The following is a 19,654-nucleotide window of genomic DNA, read 5'->3' on the forward strand; positions in this document are numbered from 1 at the left end:
AAAGGTCCTATTTCGCAATCTTGGAAACGGCGAGATTGACGGCGCTGCGCAGAAGTTTCGGATCCCGCCAGGCCCAGGCAGCCAGCTGCTTGAATTGCGGTGTCTTGCGCGCCTTCACCAGCCGCGCCTGCCCCCAGAGAGCCTGATTGCGTGCCGTCTGCTTGTAGCTTTCGATGGACGCACGATCTTCGGCGACATGCTGAAAGCGGTTCTCCAACTGGTCGAGCGCCACCCAGGTGTTGAATTGCTGCTTCAGGAACTGCGGCGAATCGCTGTCCAGGCCGTGGAAGATGTTGATGCCTTCGCCGCGTACTGCCCCGAAGCCTTCGGAAAGGACCGTGCGACGGGCACTCCTCACACAGTCGTAGAAGAAAAGCACGTCTTCGGCGGCCAGCCGCAACGACGCATCGAAACGAACCTTCCGGAACAGAGGCTGCCCGATCACCATGCATGACAGGTGCATGAAGCTCCAGTTCTTCAGCATGGTTGCGCCGAGCGCTGGAACCTCGACAAGCGGTGGCTCGTCGGAAAGACGCACCACTTCCGTCACCCCGGCGAGGTCGGCCACACCGAAATGATAATAGAAGGCATCGCCGCCCCTGATCGAAGCCCAGTAACAATCTGCATCAAAAAGTGACAGACCAGCCACGGCATCCTTAAGGTGGTCGGGAGTCCACTCATCATCGGAATCGAGGAAGGCGGCATAGGTACAGTCGGCGCCGATGTGGTCCAGACCCGTGTTGCGTGCCCCGCCCGGTCCTGCATTCGGTTGTTTTACAACGGTTATTCGTGCCCGTTCCGCCGGCGTAAAATCATCGAGATCGTTTTCGGCCGGCAGCGGAGAGGCGTCGTCGACAACGATCACATCGAAATCCGGGTGCGTTTGCGCGAACACGGATCTCAGCGCGCGGGCCAGGATTCCAGGCTCTCTCTGGTAGTAGGGAATGATGGCAGTGCATTTCGTCATTTTTTCGCGCCTTCGGGAGTTTAGGAACCCGCGCAAGTGGTTCCGATGATTCCGGTCGGTGCCCCCGTCCAGAGCTCGCTGACGTACGGCCCGCTCGTTCAAAACAAACGGTGTTCGTCCATGCCGGCTGCTTCTAACCCGAAAAGCGTGACAAAAGATGTCGGCCGGAGCGCGTCTTCCAAGATCAGCACATTCGGGCTGAAATTTGTCGCCTCCGCAGTGACGTCTCGCAAACCGATCGCACCAATCGAAAAGGATTGATTCCCGTGACCAATATTCTCGTCGTCGGCGGCGCTGGATACATCGGCTCCCACACCTGCCTGGATCTGGCCGAACGCGGCTTCACGCCGGTGGTCTATGACAATCTGAGCAACGGCCATGCCGAATTCGTGAAATGGGGACCGTTGGAACGCGGCGATATCCGCGACCGCGAGAAACTCGCCGCGGTAATCGAGGCCTATCGCCCGGCTGCGATCGTGCATTTCGCGGCTCTTATCGAAGTCGGCGAATCGGTGAAGGCGCCAGCTGCCTTCTATGACAACAATGTCGCCGGTACCCTTTCCCTGCTTCTTGCCGCCCAGCAGGCGGGCATAGACAAGCTGGTCTTTTCATCGACCTGCGCCACCTACGGCCTGCCCGTCGACGTGCCCATGCGAGAGACGCACCCGCAGAACCCGATCAATCCTTATGGCCGCTCCAAGCTGATCGTCGAGCAGATGTTGTCCGATCTCGACCGTCACCAGGGCTTCCGCTCGGTGGTCCTGCGCTACTTCAATGCCGCCGGAGCCGACCCTGAAGGGCGAATCGGTGAACGGCACTCCCCCGAAACGCACGCGGTGCCACTTGCCATCGACGCGGCGCTCGGCCGCCGCGATGGTTTCAACGTGTTTGGCACCGACTATGACACGCGCGACGGCACCTGCGTGCGCGACTTCATCCATGTCTCCGATCTCGCCGATGCACATGGGCGCGCGGTCCAGTATCTGCTTGGCGGCGGGGAAAGCGTTGCGCTTAATCTGGGCACCGGCACCGGAACCACGGTGCAGGAGCTTCTGTCGGCGATCTCGCGCGAATCCGGCAAGCCGTTCCCGATTCAGCGGGAGGGACGCCGCGAAGGCGATGCTCCGGTTCTGGTCGCCGACAACACCAAGGCAAGAGCCGTTCTGGGCTGGAGCCCGAAACACGATCTCGAATCGATCGTGCGTTCAGCCTGGCGATGGCACGCCTCGACGGGACTGGCCGCAGCAGAGTAGGATGATGATCACGGGTGGGTAAGGTTACGAACGGCAAGAGAAGGACCGGCCATGGCCTTATTCAAATTCCAGGGGCAAAAACAGTTTCGCGTCAGAAGTCCTCGACGGGACCGCGAAACCGACACGATACGTGCCGCTCGTCTGCTCGCTCTCGTCGATGGATTGCGCAAGGAAATCGAGCGCGAGAGGGACGGCTTGCGGAATCGCCACGAAAGCGTCGCGTTCCAAGCTGCCTTTTCGCAACAAGCTCTCGAAGATGGCGAGGCCACCTCCACGTCGTCAGCGATCAATGACCTCACTGAGATGATGATCCGCTACATGGAACGCATCACCGCGCTGGAGAAACAGATCGATTTTGTTACCGGATTGCGCGCGCAGGCTGAGCTGTTTCCCTTAGAAAACGAAGAGGTCGCAGCTTCCGCGGCAGATAAGGGACGACGCCTGGCTTAACCGACGATCACAAAAAGTTACCGCACCGCCGGCACGAATATGCGCCCGCGTCACATTGTGATCCGCTAATTCATCTTATGTGCATTGCAACATTCGCCCGAAATTGACGCGGGTCCGCAGCGCAGGCTGGCGGCCCAAAACGAAAGTAGCAAGCGGTATGGCTGCAAGTTTGAGAATACCGGCGCGAGCCGCCCTGATGTGTTGTGTGATGCTGTCCGTGCCCATGGCGGGTACCGTGGCGGTGCACGCCGAAGAGCAAAAAGAACCAAAGGCGACAGGCAAGTCTTTCGTCGAGAGCTTCGACAAGCTCGACAGGAAGCGCTGGTACATTTCCGATGGCTGGTCGAACGGCGATCACCAGAATTGCACCTGGTCGGCCAAACAGGTCAACGTCTCGGAGGGCACCTTGAAGCTCGGCTTCCAGGCCGAACCCAGCAAGGGCCGCAACAATGTCTGCGGCGAAGTGCAGACCTTCAAGCGATTCGGCTACGGCACCTTCGAAGTGCGTATGAAGGCTGCAGCGGGCTCCGGCCTCAACACCGGCTTCTTCTCCTTCATCGGCCCGGTTCACAAGCAGCCGCATGACGAGATCGATTTCGAAGTGCTGGGCAAGGATCCTTCGAAGGTCCAGGTCAACCAATATGTCAACGGCAAGAGCGTCGGCTCGGCCAAGCTGGTCGACGTGCCCGGCGGGGCGGACAAGGAATTCCATGATTACGCCTTCGTGTGGCAGAAGGATCGCATCGCCTGGTACGTAGACGGCAAATTGGTGGAAGAAGCCACCGACCCCGCCAAGCTGCCCAGCCATCCGTCCAAGATTTACCTCAGCCTTTGGGGCAGCGACACGCTGAAATCCTGGATGGGCGCCTTCGCCAGCCCAGAGAAGCAGATCACGGCCGAAGTGGATCGTGTTGCCTATACCGCGCCGGGCGACGCCTGCCAGTTTCCGGAATCGATCGTTTGCAAGTTGAACAAGAGCACGCAATGAGCGCGGTCCTTCATCCGCGCCTCGTGGCGCAGCGACAACAAAGCTGACGGTTCGGCCATGCTGAATGTCCTCTACCTGGTCCATGATCTTTGTGACCCGGCGGTACGCCGGCGCGTGACGATGCTTCAGACCGGCGGCGCCACGGTGACGCTTGCGGGTTTTCGGCGCGCCGAAACAGTGCCGGATTTCGATGAGCTGTTGCCGATCGATCTTGGCATCACCGCCGATCGCGCTTTCGCGCAGCGTGTCGCCGCTGTCGCGAAAGCCGCCTTATCTCTTGGTGCCAAGCTTGCCGGCATCCCGAAACCGGATGTCATCATCGGTCGCAATCTCGAAATGCTGGCCCTGGCCAACCGGGCGCGCAGCATTTTTGGTGGTTCCGCACCGATCGTCTACGAATGCCTGGACATCCATCGTTTCCTCCTGGACGCAGGCGCCATCGGTCGTACGCTGCGTGGTGCCGAGCGGCTCTTCAGCCGTGACGCGCAGCTGCTGCTCACCAGTTCTCCGGCCTTCGTCCGCGATTATTTCGAAGCGTTCGGCCAGACCCGTGTGCCGGCCGTGCTGCTGCAGAACAAGATCCTCGACTTGAGCGGCAAGCCGGCTCAGCAGGCAAATCTACCGGCTCCGCCGGCGAAGGGCGAACCCTGGAAAATCGGCTGGTTCGGCGCACTGCGCTGTGCCAAATCGCTCGAATTGCTGGCCGCCTTCACGCGCCGGATGCAGGGGCGCTTCGAGGTCGTGCTGCGCGGTCGTCCAGCCCGCGTCGAATTCAAGGATTTCGACGGCTTCGTGCGCACTGAACCCTATCTTTCGTTCCAGGGTGCCTATCGCAATCCGGAAGATCTCGCCGCCATCTATGGTGAAGTGCATTTCTGCTGGGCGATCGATTTCTTCGAAGAAGGCCTGAATTCGAGCTGGCTGCTGCCAAACAGGCTCTATGAAGGCTGCCGCTTTGGCGCCGTGCCGATTGCCATGAAGGGAACGGAGACTGCACGTTTCCTCGCTGATCGCCATATCGGCCTGCTGCTCGACGAGCCGTCGGTCGAAAACCTGTCCTCGCTGCTGGGAGACATCGACACCGACACCTATCTCGGGCGCCGCGGCAAGATCACTGCTCAGGATCTCGGCACCTGGATTTGCGTGCCCGATGACTGCCGCTCCCTGGTCGCACGATTGGGCCGCCTTGCCGGCAAGGAACAGCAGGACGTCTTGCTGGAGGTCGCGGCATGAACGTCCTCGACACCAAAATGCCTGCAACCCCGGCAGGCGAAGAGACACGGGCCGCCGGCAGAACAGTCGGTCGCTGTATGGTGGTGATCCCCTGCCTGAACGAAGCCAGGCATATCGGCGCCCTGCTGACCGAACTGTCAGAACCTGCTGAACGGAATAATCTGCGTATTGTCGTCGCCGATGGCGGCAGCACTGATGGCACACGCGACATCGTTCGCGATATCGCGGACCAGAATCCGCGTGTCATCCTGCTCGACAATCCACGACGCCTGCAGAGCGCTGCTGTCAATCAGGCAGTCGCCGCCTATGGCGACGAAGTCGACCTTCTCATCCGCATCGACGCCCATGGCGGCTACCCGGCAGATTATTGCGACCGCCTGATCGAGGAGGCTTTGGCCACAGGTGCCGATTCGGTCGTTGTCTCGATGGCGACCCAGGGGTTCGGCCTGTTCCAGAAGGCGACCGCGGTCGCGCAGAATTCGAAACTGGGCAACGGCGGCTCGCCGCATCGCGAGGGTGCGCCGGGTCATTGGACCGATCATGGCCACCACGCACTCATGCGCGTCGAGGCTTTCCGTGCCGTTGGTGGCTATGACGAAAGCTTCAGCCACAACGAGGATGCCGAACTGGATTACCGGCTTCGTGCTGCCGGCTATCGCATCTGGATGACCGACAAGACGTTCATGACCTACTATCCGCGCACCTCGGCACCTGCGCTGTTTCGCCAGTATCTCGGCTACGGCCGCGGCCGGGCGCGCAATATCCTGAAACACCGCACCTGGCCGAAGCTGCGGCAGGCGATCCCGCTTCTGGTCTTCCCCGTTGTCGCAGGCGCTTCGCTGGCATTCCTCAGCCTGTCGGCCCTGGTCCCCGCTGGCCTGTGGATCGCTGCCTGTCTTGGCTACGGCGCCTGGATGGCGATCGGACAGCGCAATCCCTATGGCCTGCTTGCCAGCCTCGCGGCCATGATCATGCATCTCGCCTGGTCGATGGGTTTCTGGCTGCAGGTTCTCGGTTCATGGAAACGCGGAGCACCTGCGTCATGACCCAGCGCAATCAGTCCTCTTCACCGATGACCCAAATCGATGTGTGCGTGTGCACCTACCGCAGGCCCTATCTCGCGGAAACCTTGCGTTCACTCGCTGCGCTCGAACTGCCGGCCAGCATCAAGGCGCGCATCGTGGTCGCCGACAACGATGCCGCACCCAGCGCACGGGAGCTGGTTGCGTCACTCGCACCATCCCTGCCTTTCGAGTTGATCTACATTCATTGCCCCTCGTCCAACATCTCGCTGGCACGCAACGCTTGCCTGGATGCCGCCAGCGGCGATTTCCTTGCCTTCGTCGATGACGATTCCACCGTGACGGCGAAATGGCTGGCAGCGCTGATCGAGACGGCTGAGGCCACCGGTGCCGATGCCGTGCTTGGCCCCGTGCAGTCCCTCTATGCCCCGAGCGCTCCCGACTGGATGCGCCGCGGCGATTTCCATTCGACCAGCCCGGTCTGGGTCGACGGGCAAATCCGCACCGGCTACAGCGGCAATGTTCTTTTGCGCCGGGTCTCGCCGCATGTGGACGGCCGGCGCTTCAACCTTGCACTCGGCAAAACCGGCGGCGAAGACACCGAATATTTCTCGCAGCTTCACGCGGATGGCGGACAGATCGCCTGCGCACCGGACGCCATCGTGCTCGAGCCGGTGACCGAAAACCGCGCCCGGCTTCAATGGCTGGCCAAGCGCCGCTTCCGCTCGGGCCAGACCCACGGCAGGCTGCTCACCAACCGGCAGGCTGGCCGAAGGTCGGTGCAGATCGGGCTGGCGGCGGCCAAGGCTGCCTATTGCTTTGCTGGTGCGGCCGCACTTGTCGCGGTCCCACACAAGCGCAATCGCCAGGCGCTTCGCGGCATCATGCATGTCGGCGCCATCAGCGGCCTGCTCGGTATCCGCGAAATCCGCCTCTACGGCGACGAACCGGCCGGAGGGCGCGCCCATGCAGCCTGACGTCACCTTCGTCATCGCCGCCTACAACGCAGAGACCTCGATCGCACGCGCCATCGAGAGCGCGCTTGCGCAGCGCGACGTTTCGATCGAAATCATCGTCGTGGACGATCGCTCCAGCGATCGCACAGTTGAGATTGCCGGCGCTTTCCCGCCGGAACAGGTCAAGGTGATCGCGCTGGACCGGAACCGTGGTCCCGGAGGCGCCCGCAATGCCGGTCTGGAAGCAGCGCGCGGCCGCTGGATCGCGGTGCTCGATTCCGACGACACCGTTCACCCCGAGCGCCTGAAATGCATGATCGCAAGAGCCGAAACTCAAGCTGCGCAGATTGCTGTCGACAATCTCGAAGTGGTTCGCGACGCCGCAGGCACTCGCGAAACGATGTTCGAAGCGAAGCTGCTTGAAGCCCATCCGGAACTCATGCTCGCCGATTTCATTGCAGCCAACATCATGTTCGAAGGTACCTTCTCCTTCGGCTACATGAAGCCGATCTTCGAACGACGGTTTCTGGAGCAGCACCGGCTGCGCTACGACGAGACGCTGCGTATCGGCGAAGATTACATCTTCCTGGCTTCCACCATGGCCAAAGGTGGCCGTTGCGTCGTCGAGCCGACCGTCGGCTACGCCTACCACATTCGCCAAGGCTCAATCTCGCGTGTGCTGGAACTGCACCATGTCGAGGCGATGCTGAAGGCCGATACAACTTTCCTGGAACAGCATGTGCTGGATCCGCGTTCCGCCGCTGCGCAGTTGCGCCGCACCCGCAGCCTGAGGCAGGCGGCTTCCTTCCTCAAGCTGGTTCACTATCTCAAGGCGCGCGCGCCTATCCACGCCGCAGTCACGGCACTGCGTGATCCGGCGGCACTTCGGCATCTGGGCATGCCGATCGCCGCCCGGCTGCGCCGGCTGACAGCGACCTTTCAACCTGGCCGGACACCATCGGAAGCCGGCTGAAGAAACGACTTTTGAATTGGGCAGAGGGGCTCGATTGCAAACAGGGATGACGTGATGAAAAAGGTGAGAAAAGCGGTGATACCGGTTGCCGGTTTGGGCACGCGGTTCCTGCCGGCCACGAAAGCGATGCCGAAGGAAATGCTGACGGTGGTTGACCGCCCCGTCGTGCAATATGCGGTGGACGAGGCCCTGGAAGCAGGTATCGAACACATCGTCTTCGTCACCGGCCGCAACAAGCATGTGATCGAGGACTATTTCGACATCCAGCCCGAGCTGGTGGAGACGCTGACGCGCTCCGGCAAGAACGAACAGCTTGCCTCGCTCAGCCGCCTGCAACCGCAGCCGGGCACCATCTCGTTCACCCGCCAGCAGGCACCGCATGGTCTCGGCCACGCTGTGTGGTGCGCCCGGGACATCGTCGGTGACGAACCCTTCGCGCTGCTGTTGCCCGACATGGTCTCCTTCGGCGATCGCGGCTGTCTGGCCGGCGCCATGGATCTCTATCGCGAAACCGGCGGAAACGTCGTCGCGGTCGAGCAGTGCGATCCGCTGGAGACCGGCAGCTACGGCATCGTCGGCAAGGGCGCCAGCGTCGGCACAGGCTTCACCATCACCGAAATGGTGGAAAAGCCGGCGCCGGAGGCAGCGCCTTCCAACCACTACATCAATGGCCGCTATGTGCTGCAGCCTGAGATCTTCGACATCCTCAGCACGCAGGAACGTGGTGCCGGCAACGAAATCCAGCTCACGGATGCCATGGTGCGCCTGTCGGAGAGCCAGAAATTCTACGCCTCCCCGTTCGAGGGCCGCATGTTCGACTGCGGCTCGAAGGACGGTTTCATCCAGGCCAACGTCGCCTTCGCGCTCGCGCGCAAGGATATTTGCGACCTGGTCTTCGAACCGATCGAGGAGATGATCGCTTCGCAGGCGCGCCGCAGCCGCGCTGCCTGACCGAAAGATCGAAACAGACCACGACAACGCGCCACGGCCACCGGCCGTGGCCGGCTTTTTCATTTCGCGACGGAGCGCCGGAGCAGCCATGAACCAGGGAAGTTACCCGTTGAAGCCCATGTCTTCGGAAGATTCATCGGACTTCATTGACCTCGATGCCCTTCTGGCGGCGGCACGCCGGCAGGCCCGGCTGGTCGCCCTGTTCGGATTGGTGGGCCTGGTATTGGGGGTGGTCTATATCCTGGCAACGCCGCCGCAATACACGTCGGGAACGCGCATTCTCCTGGACGACAGCCTGACCCGCTTCGCCGAGGACAAGCCGACACCCCCGGCTGGCCCGCAGGCCGATGCCATGGTGTCGTCAGAAGTCGAGATCCTCAAATCCAGCCGCCTCGCCCGTGCCGTCGTGCTGGCGGAAAAACTGCAGGACAACGAAGCTTTCCTCAACCCGCCGCGCTCACCGCTCAGCGCGCTGAAAGCCACGGTCAAGAGCGTGGCCGGCTTCTTCTCGTCACGGTCCGAAGACGAGCCCGGCTCGATACAGGACGCGAAGGTTGGCCGCGCCATCAGCATTCTTCAGGATGGCGTTCACGCCGAACGCGTCGGCCGCAGCTTCGTCATCGATCTGTCCTTCACCGCGCCGGATCCCAAGCTGGCCGGCGCGATCGCGCGCGCCTATGCCAATGCTTATCTTTCGGATCATCTCGATGCCAACTTCGATGCCACCCAGCGAGCCACCGTGTGGCTGCAGGGTCGCCTGGACGAACTGCGCGAGAATTCGCAGAAGGCGGCTCTCGAGGTCGAGCAGTTCCGCGCCGCCAACGGTCTAACCGCCGCGCGCGGAGAACTGATGTCGGAACAGCAGCTGTCCGATCTCAACAAGCAGGTCATCCTGGCGCAGGCAGATACCGCCAATGCCCTGGCCCGCTACAACCAGTTCAAGGCGATCGTGGATAGCGGACCGGAGAACGCCGTCAAGAACGCCACTATCCCGCAGGAAAAGGGCGCCAGCGGCACGAATAGTGCCGCCATCAACGACATGAAGGCGCGCTACCTCAGCGTCAGCAAGCGGGAGCAGGATATCTCCAACCGTTTCGGCCAAGACCATGCGCAAGCGGTGGCGCTACGCGCCGAGCAGGTCAACCTGACCAACCAGATCTATGCGGAGCTGCAGCGGCTCACCGAAAGCTATCGCAACGAATACCAGGTTGCGAAATCGCGTGAGGATTCGCTGCGTGGCAATGTCGGTGACTTGGCCGGCCAGAATTCGCAGACCGGCCAGGCACAAGTAAAACTGCGCGATCTCGAGCAGAAATCGCAGGCACTCAACACACTCTATCAGGCCTTCCTTGCTCGCTACGAGCAAGCCGCGCAGCAGCGCTCTTTCCCCATCGCCGAGGCCCGTGTCATCTCGACTGCCGGCAATCCTACCGCCGCTTCCAGCCCCCGCAAGACCATGGTGCTCGGCCTTTCACTGGTGCTCGGCCTGTTCGCCGGCGCGGCAGCGGGTGCTGTCCAGGAGTTCCGTGAGCGCTTCTTCCGCACCGGCGACGACGTGCGCGACGCCCTCGACCTGAATTTCCTCGGCTACCTGCCGTTGATCGGCGGACGCTTCGCCGACGCACGGCCGCGGACGCAGCCGGCCGCCGATGCGCCCGCCTCGAACCCGCCTGGCCCGGAAACCGTCACACCGCGGATTCTCAGGGTGGCGATCAACCAGCCTGCCTCGTCTTTCGCGGAGACACTGCGCAACGTCAAACTGGCCAGCGACGTCGTCCTGCACCGTACCAGCGGCAAGGTGATCGGCTTCGTCTCGGTACTGCCACGCGAGGGCAAGACGACCACCGCCGCCAATTTCGCCGGGCTGCTCGCCGCCAATGGCGCGCGCACCCTGCTGATCGATGCCGACTTGCGCAACCCGGGACTCAGCCGCGGCCTGTCGCTGACACCCGACAAGGGCCTGGTCGAAGCGTTGGTCGGCGAACAGCGCTGGCAAAGCGCCTGCCTTGTCGACCGCAAGACCAAGCTCGTCATTCTTCCCGCGGTGGTGCGCCGGCGCCTGTCGCACACCAGCGAGCTCATCTCGGGTCCGGCCATGGCAGCGCTGCTGGAGGAGGCCCGCAAGGCCTTCGATTATGTCGTGGTCGATCTGCCGCCGCTCGGGCCGGTGGTCGATGCCAAGGCCTTCGCTCCGCTGGCCGACGGCTTCGTACTGGTGGCCGAATGGGGCGCCACGCCACGCCTTCTCGTGCGCTCTGCTCTGCAGGCCGACCGCCAGATCGCGGCAAAGACGCTTGGTGTGGTGCTGAACCGCACCGACATGAAGAAGCTAGCGAGCTACGGCATGTTCGGTGCCGCCGAGCAGTATCTCGACCGCTACGCGTCTTACTATGTCGAGCAGACGGTGACCGAGCAGGAGCCGAACCGCACGGAGCCGGCTTGATCCAGTGACGGGAGGCACGGCATATCCGGCCAGCCGGTCGCGTTCACTGGGACAAGTTGCTGAGGTAGCGACCCTTGTCCTGCCAGATGCGCAGCGCCGTCAGCCTGCCGCTGAAGAAGGCGCCGGTGTCGAGATTGACGCGCATGCCCTCGCGGCCGGCTTCTTCGACCGGCGTATGGCCGTGGACCACGTAACGCGACAGCAGGTGCGCGCGCTCGAAGAAGGCCGAACGGATGAAGACGAGATCCTCGTCCGTCTGCTTGTCCAACGGAACGTCTGGCCGCACACCGGCATGGACAAAAATATACCGGGACGTTTCGACCAGCACCGGCATCGAGCGCAGCAAGGCAAAGTGAGCCGGCGGTATCGATCTGCGAATGGCATCGTCGACCTGTGCCCCATCGCGAAAGATTTCAATCAGTCGTCGATGATCGATGCCATACGATTGCAGCGTGCTTTCCGCCCCCATGCGCAGCCAGGCGGTAAGACTGGACCGCCCCTCCAGATAGTCGAGCATGGCAAGCTCATGATTGCCGGCCAGGCAGATGCGCTCCACGCCCGTCGGCGGATGCGCCGCAAGATGGTCGAGCACCTGCGCCGACGCGGGACCACGGTCAACATAATCACCCAGCATGATGATGAGCTTACGACCCGGCAACGCCGCCGCGTCTCGAACGATCGCGTCTTCCAGTGCCAGAAGCTCATCCAGACAACCATGGACGTCGCCGATCGCATAGACAACTGTGCCGGCCATATCGAGACGCAGGCGCGGCAACCTCGCCCGGGCGCCACCCGTTCTCAGGCCAAGAATGCGTCCGACGCGCTTGATCATCTGGCGTTTTTCATGATCGCCCGGGTGTTGGCAATGGCCCGGTGTGGCCGCCGGATCATCTTGTTACCCGGGGTTGTACTTTGTGAAGCCGTCAAACGGTCCGAATCCCTTATTCCTACGCCCGGGCCTTATACAACGCCCGCACATCGATGCGTCTCTGTGCTTCGCCTCCTGAGAGACCGCACCGCTCGCCGCTCCGTCAATCGGAGCCGATCACGTCGAGGAGACGAATTTTGAAAAATACTGCGTCCCGGCCCTCGCCCATCCCTCCCGTTTCGCCGTTAGTGTCCGACCGTGTCAGAATTGCGCGCGTCCTGTGCATCTTTCTCATGATGTTCGTTCACGTGCAGCCCGGCATCGCCGAAAATGTCTACGACCGGGACACCGCGGTCTTCGATTTCATCTATTTCCTTTTCACGCGGATTCTGGGTTTGAGCTCAGTTTCTCTGCTCAGCGTGGTTTCAGGCTATTTCATCGTCGCCAGCCTGCTCAAGGCCGATCCGCTATCGCTGGCGCGATCCAAGTTCAAGACGCTGATCGTACCACTCGTGGCCTGGAATCTGGTCATGCTGGTGCTGCTTGTTGCGTACGGGCTGATGACGGACAAGTGGCGAGACATGCCGGATCCGACGTTGCTCGGTTGGGCGAACGCGCTGTTTGCCGTCACCGATTGGCCGCTCGACGTACCCTTGTGGTTTTTGCGCGACCTTTTCGTCTGCTGTCTGCTGTCCCCGCTACTCTACCACGCGCTGAAGCGTTTCGCGCTGCCCACCATCGTATTGCTGGCCGTCTACACGCTCTTCGGCGACGACCTCTATCTGCTTCAGCGACCGCAGCTTCTTTTGTTTTTCGCTCTCGGCATGTGGTTGCGCATTGCAGGAACCAGCACGATCACGATTGACCGCTTGTCGCTGGCATTGACCGCTGGCCTCGTCGCGATGGTGGCCATTTTCATCACCATCCGTTTCCAGCGTGTCCTGCTTGGCGAGATGGACGATCAATTGCGGGTGACGCTCGACACGTTGCTGCGCGTCACCATGGCCGGTGGTTTCTGGGTGCTGACCGGGTTGATCCGGCATTCGGGATTTGCAGGGATCTTCATACGGCTGGAACCGTATGCTTTCGTCCTGTTCTGCAGCCACGCCATCCTGTTCAACTTCGCCGGCATCGTCTTCCGGCGGTTTTTCGGCAACTATGGATCGGACCTCTTCCCGATCACCTTCTTCACGCTACCGCTCCTGGCAGTACTTTGCGCAGTTGTCGGCCTTCAGACGATACGTCGCTCGCCGCCGCTGCTTTTCCTGCTCAACGCAGGCCACAGCGTACCGCCATGGCGAAGGGCCGAGCCTACAGAAGAAGATGAAAAGGCGAGCGAGCGCCGACGCGCTCGCGCCTGATCTAGGAAGGAGACGAGGCTGCAGCTATTTGCTGTGCCATAAAACGTCGCTGTTCAGCTCGTCGACCGAAGAGCAGCCGAGATGGCCGAGGGTGGTCCAGAACTCGCGCTTGAGCAACTCGAGCGTGCGGCGCACACCATATTCACCATCGGCCGCCAGGCCGAGCGCGATCAACCTGCCAAGCGCTACCGCATCTGCTCCGAGAGCGATAGCGGTCGCGATGTCGCTGCCCCGGCGAATGCCGGAATCGAAGATGATCGGCATGTCCGATCCTACGGCTTCGCGCACCTCGGGCAGCATGTCGAGAGCAGCAGGTTCGCGATCGATAGTGCGGCCCCCGTAGTTGGACACGTAGAGGCCAGCCGCACCGGCATCAAGCGCGGCCTTGGCGTCACGCGCACTGTTTACGCCCTTGATGATGCAGGGCAACGGCGCGCGGGAGATGACGCGGGCGGCTTGCTGCCAGTTCCAGCGTGCTTGGGTGAAGTCCAGCTGTTCGGCAAGCGCTGCCGGGTCAGACTTGCCTGGCCCGAAATTCGACGGTCCGTTATCGTCACGAATGGCGAAGCGGTCCTCCATCATGCGTTCGCGCCATTGCCGGATCGGCGAATAGGTGACGCAGATGTATCTGTAACCAGCCTCCTTGGCGCGTTCCATCATGGCCATCACCAAGCCTTCGTCACCGACAAAGGTCATCTGAAAGACGGAGGCCACTGACGATGCCGCGGCGACCTCCTCCAGGGAATGGGCCGCCGCCACCGGCACCATCTGCTGGATACCTGCTGCTTCGGCGGCCCGGCCGATAGCCAGATGCCCCTGTGGATGGAATACCGCCTCGCCACCACCGAAAGGTGCAATGAACGCGGGAAAGCTGAGGTCGAAGCCCAGCACGCGGGTCGCCGTGTCCGGGTTGCTGATCCCGGCGAACAGCGGGGCCACGAAACGGTGGCGATCGAACGCGGCAGTGTTGTCGCGCAGCGTGACCTCGTCGCCGGTCCCGCACCACAGATAGTTCCAGTCGACTTCCGACAGCCGGCGCTCTGCTTCCCGGTGGATGCCACGCAACGTCGTGTATTTTTCGTCGGTCGCATAGCGATCGTCGATGCGCCGAGCTTGCTTGTCCATGACTGGCCTTTCTGCGGTTTATGGAAATTCGGTCATGCCTTGGCAGCGATGATCACCACCTCGATCAGCCGCTTCGGGTCGCCCAGATCGACGCCGCCGATCGTGGCGCGCGAAGGCAGGTCGTCGCCCTCGATCCATTCCAACCATGCCTCGTTCATTTCTTCCTTGCGCGTCATGTCGCTCAGATAGATGCGGGCCGAAAGGATGCGGGTCTTGTCGGAGCCGAGTTCGGCCAGCAATTTGTCGAGTTTGGCGCAGACCTGCCGGGTCTGCTCCTTCATGCCAAGCGATATATCGTCGGCGGCATGACCGCCCACATAGAGCACACCATTGTGCTCGACCGCGCCATGCATGATCCGGTGCTTGCGGTGACGTTTGATCATTTTTTAGTCCCTTGCTTGTGAATTGTGCGACAGCCGGCCTGATACCGGATCGCATCAACGATCCGGCCCATGCGCGGCATCTATGCTCTGAAGCGCCGTGTTCTAGACCAGGCCTTCGGGCGAGAAGGCATCGAGCGCCATGGGCGCTACGCCATCGGCCACCAGTTCGGCCAGGCACCTGCCGGCGAATGGCCCGATGGTGAGGCCGGACGCGCCGAGACCGTTGCCGATGGTGAGGCCTCCAATACCCGGCACGCGACCGAGGATCGGCTTGATGTCGTGGCTTGCCGGCCGAAAACCGATGCGCGTCTCGATGTGGGTGGCGCTGGCTAGGCCTGGCGCCAGAGCAAGGCCGGCACTCAGCACCTCGAGCTCGCCTGCGGCCGTAACGCGATGGTCAAAGCCCGCACCGTCCTCCCGCGTCGCGCCGATAACGACCCGGGAGTCGTCGAAGGCCAGCATGTAATGGCTGCTCATGGGCAGCAAACACGGCCATCTGCCGGTAGCAACGCCTGGCAGGCGCAGATGGATGATCTGACCTTTCTGCGGCGACACCGGATGGGAAAGGCCCAACGGGTTCAGTATCTGCGCCGCCCAGGCTCCAGCCGTGACGATGATCTCGTCGGCCTCGATCCGTTCGCCGTTGCTGTCCATGCAGATGGCTCGGCCGTCTTCGAGCCGTAAAGTGACGTGATCGTTGCGCGTTTTCGCGCCCTTGGCGACGGCGGCACGAACCATGGCCGCGGAAAGCAGGCGCGCATCGACGCGCGCGCCGCCGGGAATATAGATGGCCTCCATGCCTTCGCGCAGCGGTGGGAACAGTTCGCGCGCCTCGGAAGGTGAGATTCGGCGCACGTCCCCGGCCTCCGGAGCGTCCTTGATCCGTCGACGGATGCGCGCTTCAGCCTCGTCGAGCGTGTTCTTTTCCTCAGCCACCACCAGCGCACCGACCTTGCCATAGCCTAGGCTTGTTTCGCCGCGCGCTGTCAGGCCCGAGATCAGTTCGGCATAATAACGCGCGCCAGCCGCATAGAGCCCGTACCAGTCCGGCTGCTCGACGGCGGTCGCCCAAGGAGAGACGATGCCGGCGCCGGCAAGGGTGGCTTTGCCCTGGTGTTCTTCGTCGACAATCTGGACGTCGACGCCTTTCCGGGCGAGGTGGTAGGCGGCACTGGCTCCAAGGATGCCAGCCCCGATAATCAAGACACGCATGAGTTTGCTTTCATTCCGATCATTTCAGTTTCGCCCGGGCCAGTATCACTCCGCGATGGTGACACCCGAAAGCCGGCTTGTCCCGAAGATCGCTTCCCTATAGCCCTTCACCTTCTTGTTGACCGCGGTGATCGTGTCCGCGCCACCGAGGATCACGGCTGGTACCTCCTCATGGAAGACCTGCTGTGCTTGCTTGTAGAGTTTTTCGCGTTCGGCCTGATCGGTGATGGCGCCGGCCTTGTTCATGAGGTCGATAAACTCGGCATTGCACCAGGACCCGATGTTGGACGGGCTTGGCTTGCCGGCGGAATCGCAACTGAAATAATTGTTGGGGATCTGGCTCGGATCGGGGAAATCGTAGATGCCGCCGAACATGCCGACTTTCGCTTCTCCGGCGCGGGATCGGGCGATATATTCGCTCCATTCATAGGTGACGATCTCAGCCTTGACGCCGATTGCCGCCCAATCAGCCTGGATCATCTCGGCCGCGCGGTTGCCATGCGGCATGTAAGGCCGCGAAACGGGGACGGCCCAAAGCTCGGTGGAGAAGCCGTCCGGATAGCCGGCTTCCTTCAGCAAGGCCTTGGCCTTCTGGGGGTCGTAGTCGTAGGGGCCGATCTGCTCGTCGTGCCCCCATAGCGCCGGCGGCACAAGCGAACCCGTCGCCTTGCCTGTGCCGTCATAGACGACATCGACCAATGGCCTGATGTTGATGGCGCTGGCCAGCGCCTCGCGCACCTTCTTGTTGCGGAATATCTCTTCCTTGAAATTGAAAGTGATGAAGCCGGTCGAGGCCACCGGCGTGCGAACCAACTCAAGGTTGCCGCTGTTCTGTATCCTGTCCCGGTCGGCGAGGTTGGGATAGAGCGCGATCTGGCACTCATCTGCCATGGCGCGCTGCAGGCGCACTGAAGCATCGGGACTGATTGCCATGACAACCGAATCCACCTTCGGCGTCCTGGCTTCATCGCCGATGGCCGCGCCCCAGGTTTCGGCAAAGGGGACGAGACGCACAGCGGAATCGGGTTGATAATCCTGCAGTGCGAATGGCCCGGTGCCGATTGGCTGGCGGTCGAGAAGCTCGGGCGTACCGGCCTTTTGAAGAACGTCGGCATATTCGGCCGAGGTTATGGCGAGCGACTGGTGCGCCATGATGCCGAGGAACGGCGCCAGTGGTGTCTTCAACTTGAAGGCCACTGTGTGATCGTCGACCTTCTTTACACTCTCCAACACGTCCGCCAGCTTGGTGGTGAAGGTGATGTAGTTGCCACCATTGACTTCGGCATAGGGATGCTTCGGATCGAGCATGCGCTCGAAGGTGAACACAACATCATCTGCGTTGAAGTCGCGCGTCGGCTTGAAACTGTCATTGGACTGCCACTTCACGCCCTGCCGCAGCTTGAACGTATAGGTCTTGCCGTCTTCCGATATCGCCCAGCTCTCCGCCAACGCCGGCACGATCTCCGAGGAGCCCGCCTTCACCGATATCAGATTGTCGTAGATCTGGCCGAGGACGAACAGAGTGGTGCCGTTGCTGGAAAGTTCGGGATTGAAGGTCTCGGGCGACCCCTCGATGCAGACCGAAAGGTCGGCCGCGTGGACCGGAGCCGTCGCCAAAAGCGTCACAATTCCGAGGCTGGCGATTGATTTCATGTGGACACCCCTCACTGCTCCATGCCGTCCCTCCGCTTCAGGTCGGGCGGACGCCAACGAAATTTATCTCAGGGAAAGGCTTGACAACATGAAAGTCAAATTACTTGTTCTCTCCACGTTATAACTGAATCTCATGATAGGCGAGGCAGCCACGATGAACATTCGTCAGCTCGAAGCCTTCCACGCCACGATGGAAACCGGCTCGGTCACGCGTGCGGGCGAGAAACTGGGGATATCGCAACCGGCAGTCAGCAAGCTTCTGCGCGCCTTTGCCGATACCTGCGGCTTCCAGCTGTTCGTACGCAGTGGTGCGGGACTGACGCCGACGCTTGAAGCACGACTGCTCGCCGGCGAGGTCGAGCGCATGTTTTCCGGCACCCAGCGCATCGCCCGACTGGCCGACGCGGTGCGGAAACGCGAATGGGGTGAGGTGAGCGTAGCAGCGCCAGCCGCGCTTGCAACGCGCTACCTGGCCCACGCGCTGGCTCCCTTCTTGGCCGGCCAGCCGGACCTTCACTTCACCCTGCAAAGCCGCTCCTCGCCACGCGTCACCGAACTGGTCGCCGCCCAACAAATCGACATAGGGCTCAGCGTGCTGCCGTTCGACCACCCGCATGTCGACGCCGAGATCATCATGCGCTTCGCCATGGTATGCATTCTTCCCGTCCAGCATCCTCTGGCTGGGAAGCAGGTCATCGAGATCGAGGACCTGCGCAACGAACCCTTCATCTCGCTGGCGCGGGACGACTGTTCGCTGATGAGCATCGACCGGGCCTTCCAGATGAGGGGTGTTCAGAAACGCAACCGCATCGAGGTGCCGCTTTCGGAGACGGCGTGTGGTTTCGTCGCGAACGGTGCCGGCGTTTCAATCGCACCGCCCTTCGTGGGCCTCGATTATTCGGACCAGATCGTCCGCAGGAAACTGTTGCCCGAGATCACCATGGATGTCTGGCTGCTGACGCCGAATACGCGGCCGCCCTCGCTTGCCGCGGAGAGGCTGGTCGATTTCGTGCGCGCCGCGGTTGCGCCCTTCGATCAGCGGAAAGCCGGACATCAGCCGCCGTCGTATCGAGCTGATGCCAAAATCGGTAATCTCAAACCTTAATCCGACACTCCGCCCTAAAGGGACGGAGTGTCGGCTATCGGCATACTGTCTTCAGACGTCCGCCTTGAACGTCTGGCGCTGACTGCCGAGCCCTTCGATGCCGAGTTCGACGACATCGCCTGATTTGAGATAGCGCGGCGGCTTCATGCCCATGCCGACGCCGGGCGGCGTGCCGGTGGAGATGATGTCGCCCGGCTGCAGGCTCATGAACTGCGACAGATACGAAACCAGGAAGGCGACGCCGTAGACCATCGTCCTGGTCGAACCGTTCTGCATCGTCTCGCCGTTCACGGTAAGCCACATCTTGAGATCCTGCGGATCCTTGACCTCGTCCTTGGTCACCAGCCACGGGCCGATGGGCCCGAAGGTGTCGCAGCTCTTGCCCTTGGTCCATTGGCCGGAGCGCTCGGTCTGGAACGCACGCTCCGAGACATCGTGGGCGACGCAGTAGCCGGCCACATAATCCAGCGCTTCGGCTTCCGAGACATATTTCGCGGTCTTGCCGATGACGACGCCGAGTTCGACCTCCCAGTCGGTCTTCTGCGAGCCGCGCGGGATCAGGACATCGTCATCCGGGCCGACGATGGCGGATGTCGCCTTCATGAAGACCACCGGTTCCGGCGGCACCTGCAGGCCGGATTCGGCGGCGTGATCGGCATAGTTGAGGCCGATGCAGATGAATTTGCCGGTACCGGCCACGCAGGCACCGAA

Annotated in this window: 18 protein-coding genes; 11 read left to right on the forward strand and 7 right to left on the reverse strand. The window is 61.9% G+C overall.

The window, feature by feature from the left end; translation table 11 throughout:
* Positions 1–7 precede the first annotated feature (7 nt).
* Positions 8–967, reverse strand: a complete 960-nt coding sequence (locus AO692_RS09540; protein ID WP_054309825.1) for a glycosyltransferase family 2 protein — start codon at positions 965–967, stop codon at positions 8–10.
* A 260-nt stretch (positions 968–1,227) separates the two neighbouring features.
* Between AO692_RS09540 and galE the strand changes: the two genes are divergently transcribed.
* The 9 genes from galE (at position 1,228) to AO692_RS09585 (ending at position 11,236) form a co-directional block, all read left to right on the forward strand.
* Complete coding sequence (gene galE / locus AO692_RS09545) at positions 1,228–2,220, forward strand: UDP-glucose 4-epimerase GalE (protein ID WP_054309850.1); 993 nt, start codon at positions 1,228–1,230, stop codon at positions 2,218–2,220.
* Between the two features lie 51 nt (positions 2,221–2,271).
* Entirely contained in the window at positions 2,272–2,670 is a 399-nt protein-coding gene (locus AO692_RS09550) for a hypothetical protein (RefSeq protein ID WP_054309826.1), read from the forward strand.
* A 208-nt stretch (positions 2,671–2,878) separates the two neighbouring features.
* The gene (locus tag AO692_RS09555; RefSeq protein ID WP_280138582.1) at positions 2,879–3,658 is read left to right on the forward strand and encodes a glycoside hydrolase family 16 protein; all 780 of its coding nucleotides are present in this window, start codon (positions 2,879–2,881) and stop codon (positions 3,656–3,658) included.
* Positions 3,659–3,715: 57 nt separating this feature from the next.
* Positions 3,716–4,891, forward strand: coding sequence for a hypothetical protein (locus tag AO692_RS09560; protein WP_054309828.1), 1,176 nt, complete (start codon positions 3,716–3,718; stop codon positions 4,889–4,891).
* 17 nt (positions 4,892–4,908) lie between these two features.
* Positions 4,909–5,937, forward strand: a complete 1,029-nt coding sequence (locus AO692_RS09565) for a glycosyltransferase family 2 protein (protein ID WP_054309851.1) — start codon at positions 4,909–4,911, stop codon at positions 5,935–5,937.
* Positions 5,934–6,890, forward strand: a complete 957-nt coding sequence (locus AO692_RS09570) for a glycosyltransferase family 2 protein (RefSeq protein WP_054309829.1) — start codon at positions 5,934–5,936, stop codon at positions 6,888–6,890. The genes AO692_RS09565 and AO692_RS09570 overlap by 4 nt, the downstream gene beginning before the upstream one ends.
* Entirely contained in the window at positions 6,880–7,842 is a 963-nt protein-coding gene (locus AO692_RS09575; protein WP_054309830.1) for a glycosyltransferase family 2 protein, read from the forward strand. Before AO692_RS09570 ends, AO692_RS09575 begins: the two co-directional genes overlap by 11 nt.
* Positions 7,843–7,896: 54 nt before the next feature.
* On the forward strand, positions 7,897–8,793 hold the full coding sequence (locus tag AO692_RS09580; protein WP_054309831.1) for a UTP--glucose-1-phosphate uridylyltransferase: 897 nt from the start codon (positions 7,897–7,899) through the stop codon (positions 8,791–8,793).
* A gap of 88 nt (positions 8,794–8,881) precedes the next feature.
* On the forward strand, positions 8,882–11,236 hold the full coding sequence (locus AO692_RS09585) for a polysaccharide biosynthesis tyrosine autokinase (RefSeq protein ID WP_054309832.1): 2,355 nt from the start codon (positions 8,882–8,884) through the stop codon (positions 11,234–11,236).
* 43 nt (positions 11,237–11,279) lie between these two features.
* On the opposite strand, the gene AO692_RS09590 is transcribed toward AO692_RS09585, so the two are convergent.
* Positions 11,280–12,068, reverse strand: coding sequence for a metallophosphoesterase family protein (locus tag AO692_RS09590; RefSeq protein ID WP_054309833.1), 789 nt, complete (start codon positions 12,066–12,068; stop codon positions 11,280–11,282).
* 284 nt (positions 12,069–12,352) lie between these two features.
* Here AO692_RS09590 and AO692_RS09595 point away from each other — a divergent pair, with 284 nt between their 5' ends.
* Entirely contained in the window at positions 12,353–13,465 is a 1,113-nt protein-coding gene (locus tag AO692_RS09595; protein ID WP_280138585.1) for an acyltransferase, read from the forward strand.
* Positions 13,466–13,489: 24 nt separating this feature from the next.
* On the opposite strand, the gene AO692_RS09600 is transcribed toward AO692_RS09595, so the two are convergent.
* The 4 genes from AO692_RS09600 to AO692_RS09615 all read right to left on the reverse strand — a co-directional run bounded on the left by AO692_RS09600 (position 13,490) and on the right by AO692_RS09615 (position 17,838).
* Complete coding sequence (locus tag AO692_RS09600; RefSeq protein WP_054309834.1) at positions 13,490–14,590, reverse strand: alpha-hydroxy acid oxidase; 1,101 nt, start codon at positions 14,588–14,590, stop codon at positions 13,490–13,492.
* Between the two features lie 32 nt (positions 14,591–14,622).
* The gene (locus AO692_RS09605; protein ID WP_054309835.1) at positions 14,623–14,973 is read right to left on the reverse strand and encodes a RidA family protein; all 351 of its coding nucleotides are present in this window, start codon (positions 14,971–14,973) and stop codon (positions 14,623–14,625) included.
* Between the two features lie 102 nt (positions 14,974–15,075).
* Complete coding sequence (locus AO692_RS09610; protein ID WP_054309836.1) at positions 15,076–16,185, reverse strand: FAD-dependent oxidoreductase; 1,110 nt, start codon at positions 16,183–16,185, stop codon at positions 15,076–15,078.
* Positions 16,186–16,230: 45 nt separating this feature from the next.
* Positions 16,231–17,838, reverse strand: a complete 1,608-nt coding sequence (locus tag AO692_RS09615) for an ABC transporter substrate-binding protein (protein ID WP_054309837.1) — start codon at positions 17,836–17,838, stop codon at positions 16,231–16,233.
* A 154-nt stretch (positions 17,839–17,992) separates the two neighbouring features.
* On the opposite strand from AO692_RS09615, the gene AO692_RS09620 reads away from it, so the two are divergent.
* The gene (locus tag AO692_RS09620; protein ID WP_082407282.1) at positions 17,993–18,943 is read left to right on the forward strand and encodes a LysR substrate-binding domain-containing protein; all 951 of its coding nucleotides are present in this window, start codon (positions 17,993–17,995) and stop codon (positions 18,941–18,943) included.
* A 51-nt stretch (positions 18,944–18,994) separates the two neighbouring features.
* On the opposite strand, the gene AO692_RS09625 is transcribed toward AO692_RS09620, so the two are convergent.
* Positions 18,995–19,654 (reverse strand): fumarylacetoacetate hydrolase family protein (locus tag AO692_RS09625; RefSeq protein WP_054309853.1); only part of this gene is annotated, 660 nt, incomplete at its 5' end.

Origin of the sequence: Mesorhizobium sp. 1M-11, assembly GCF_001303895.1 — a bacterium.
Classification (GTDB): Bacteria; Pseudomonadota; Alphaproteobacteria; order Rhizobiales; family Rhizobiaceae; genus Mesorhizobium.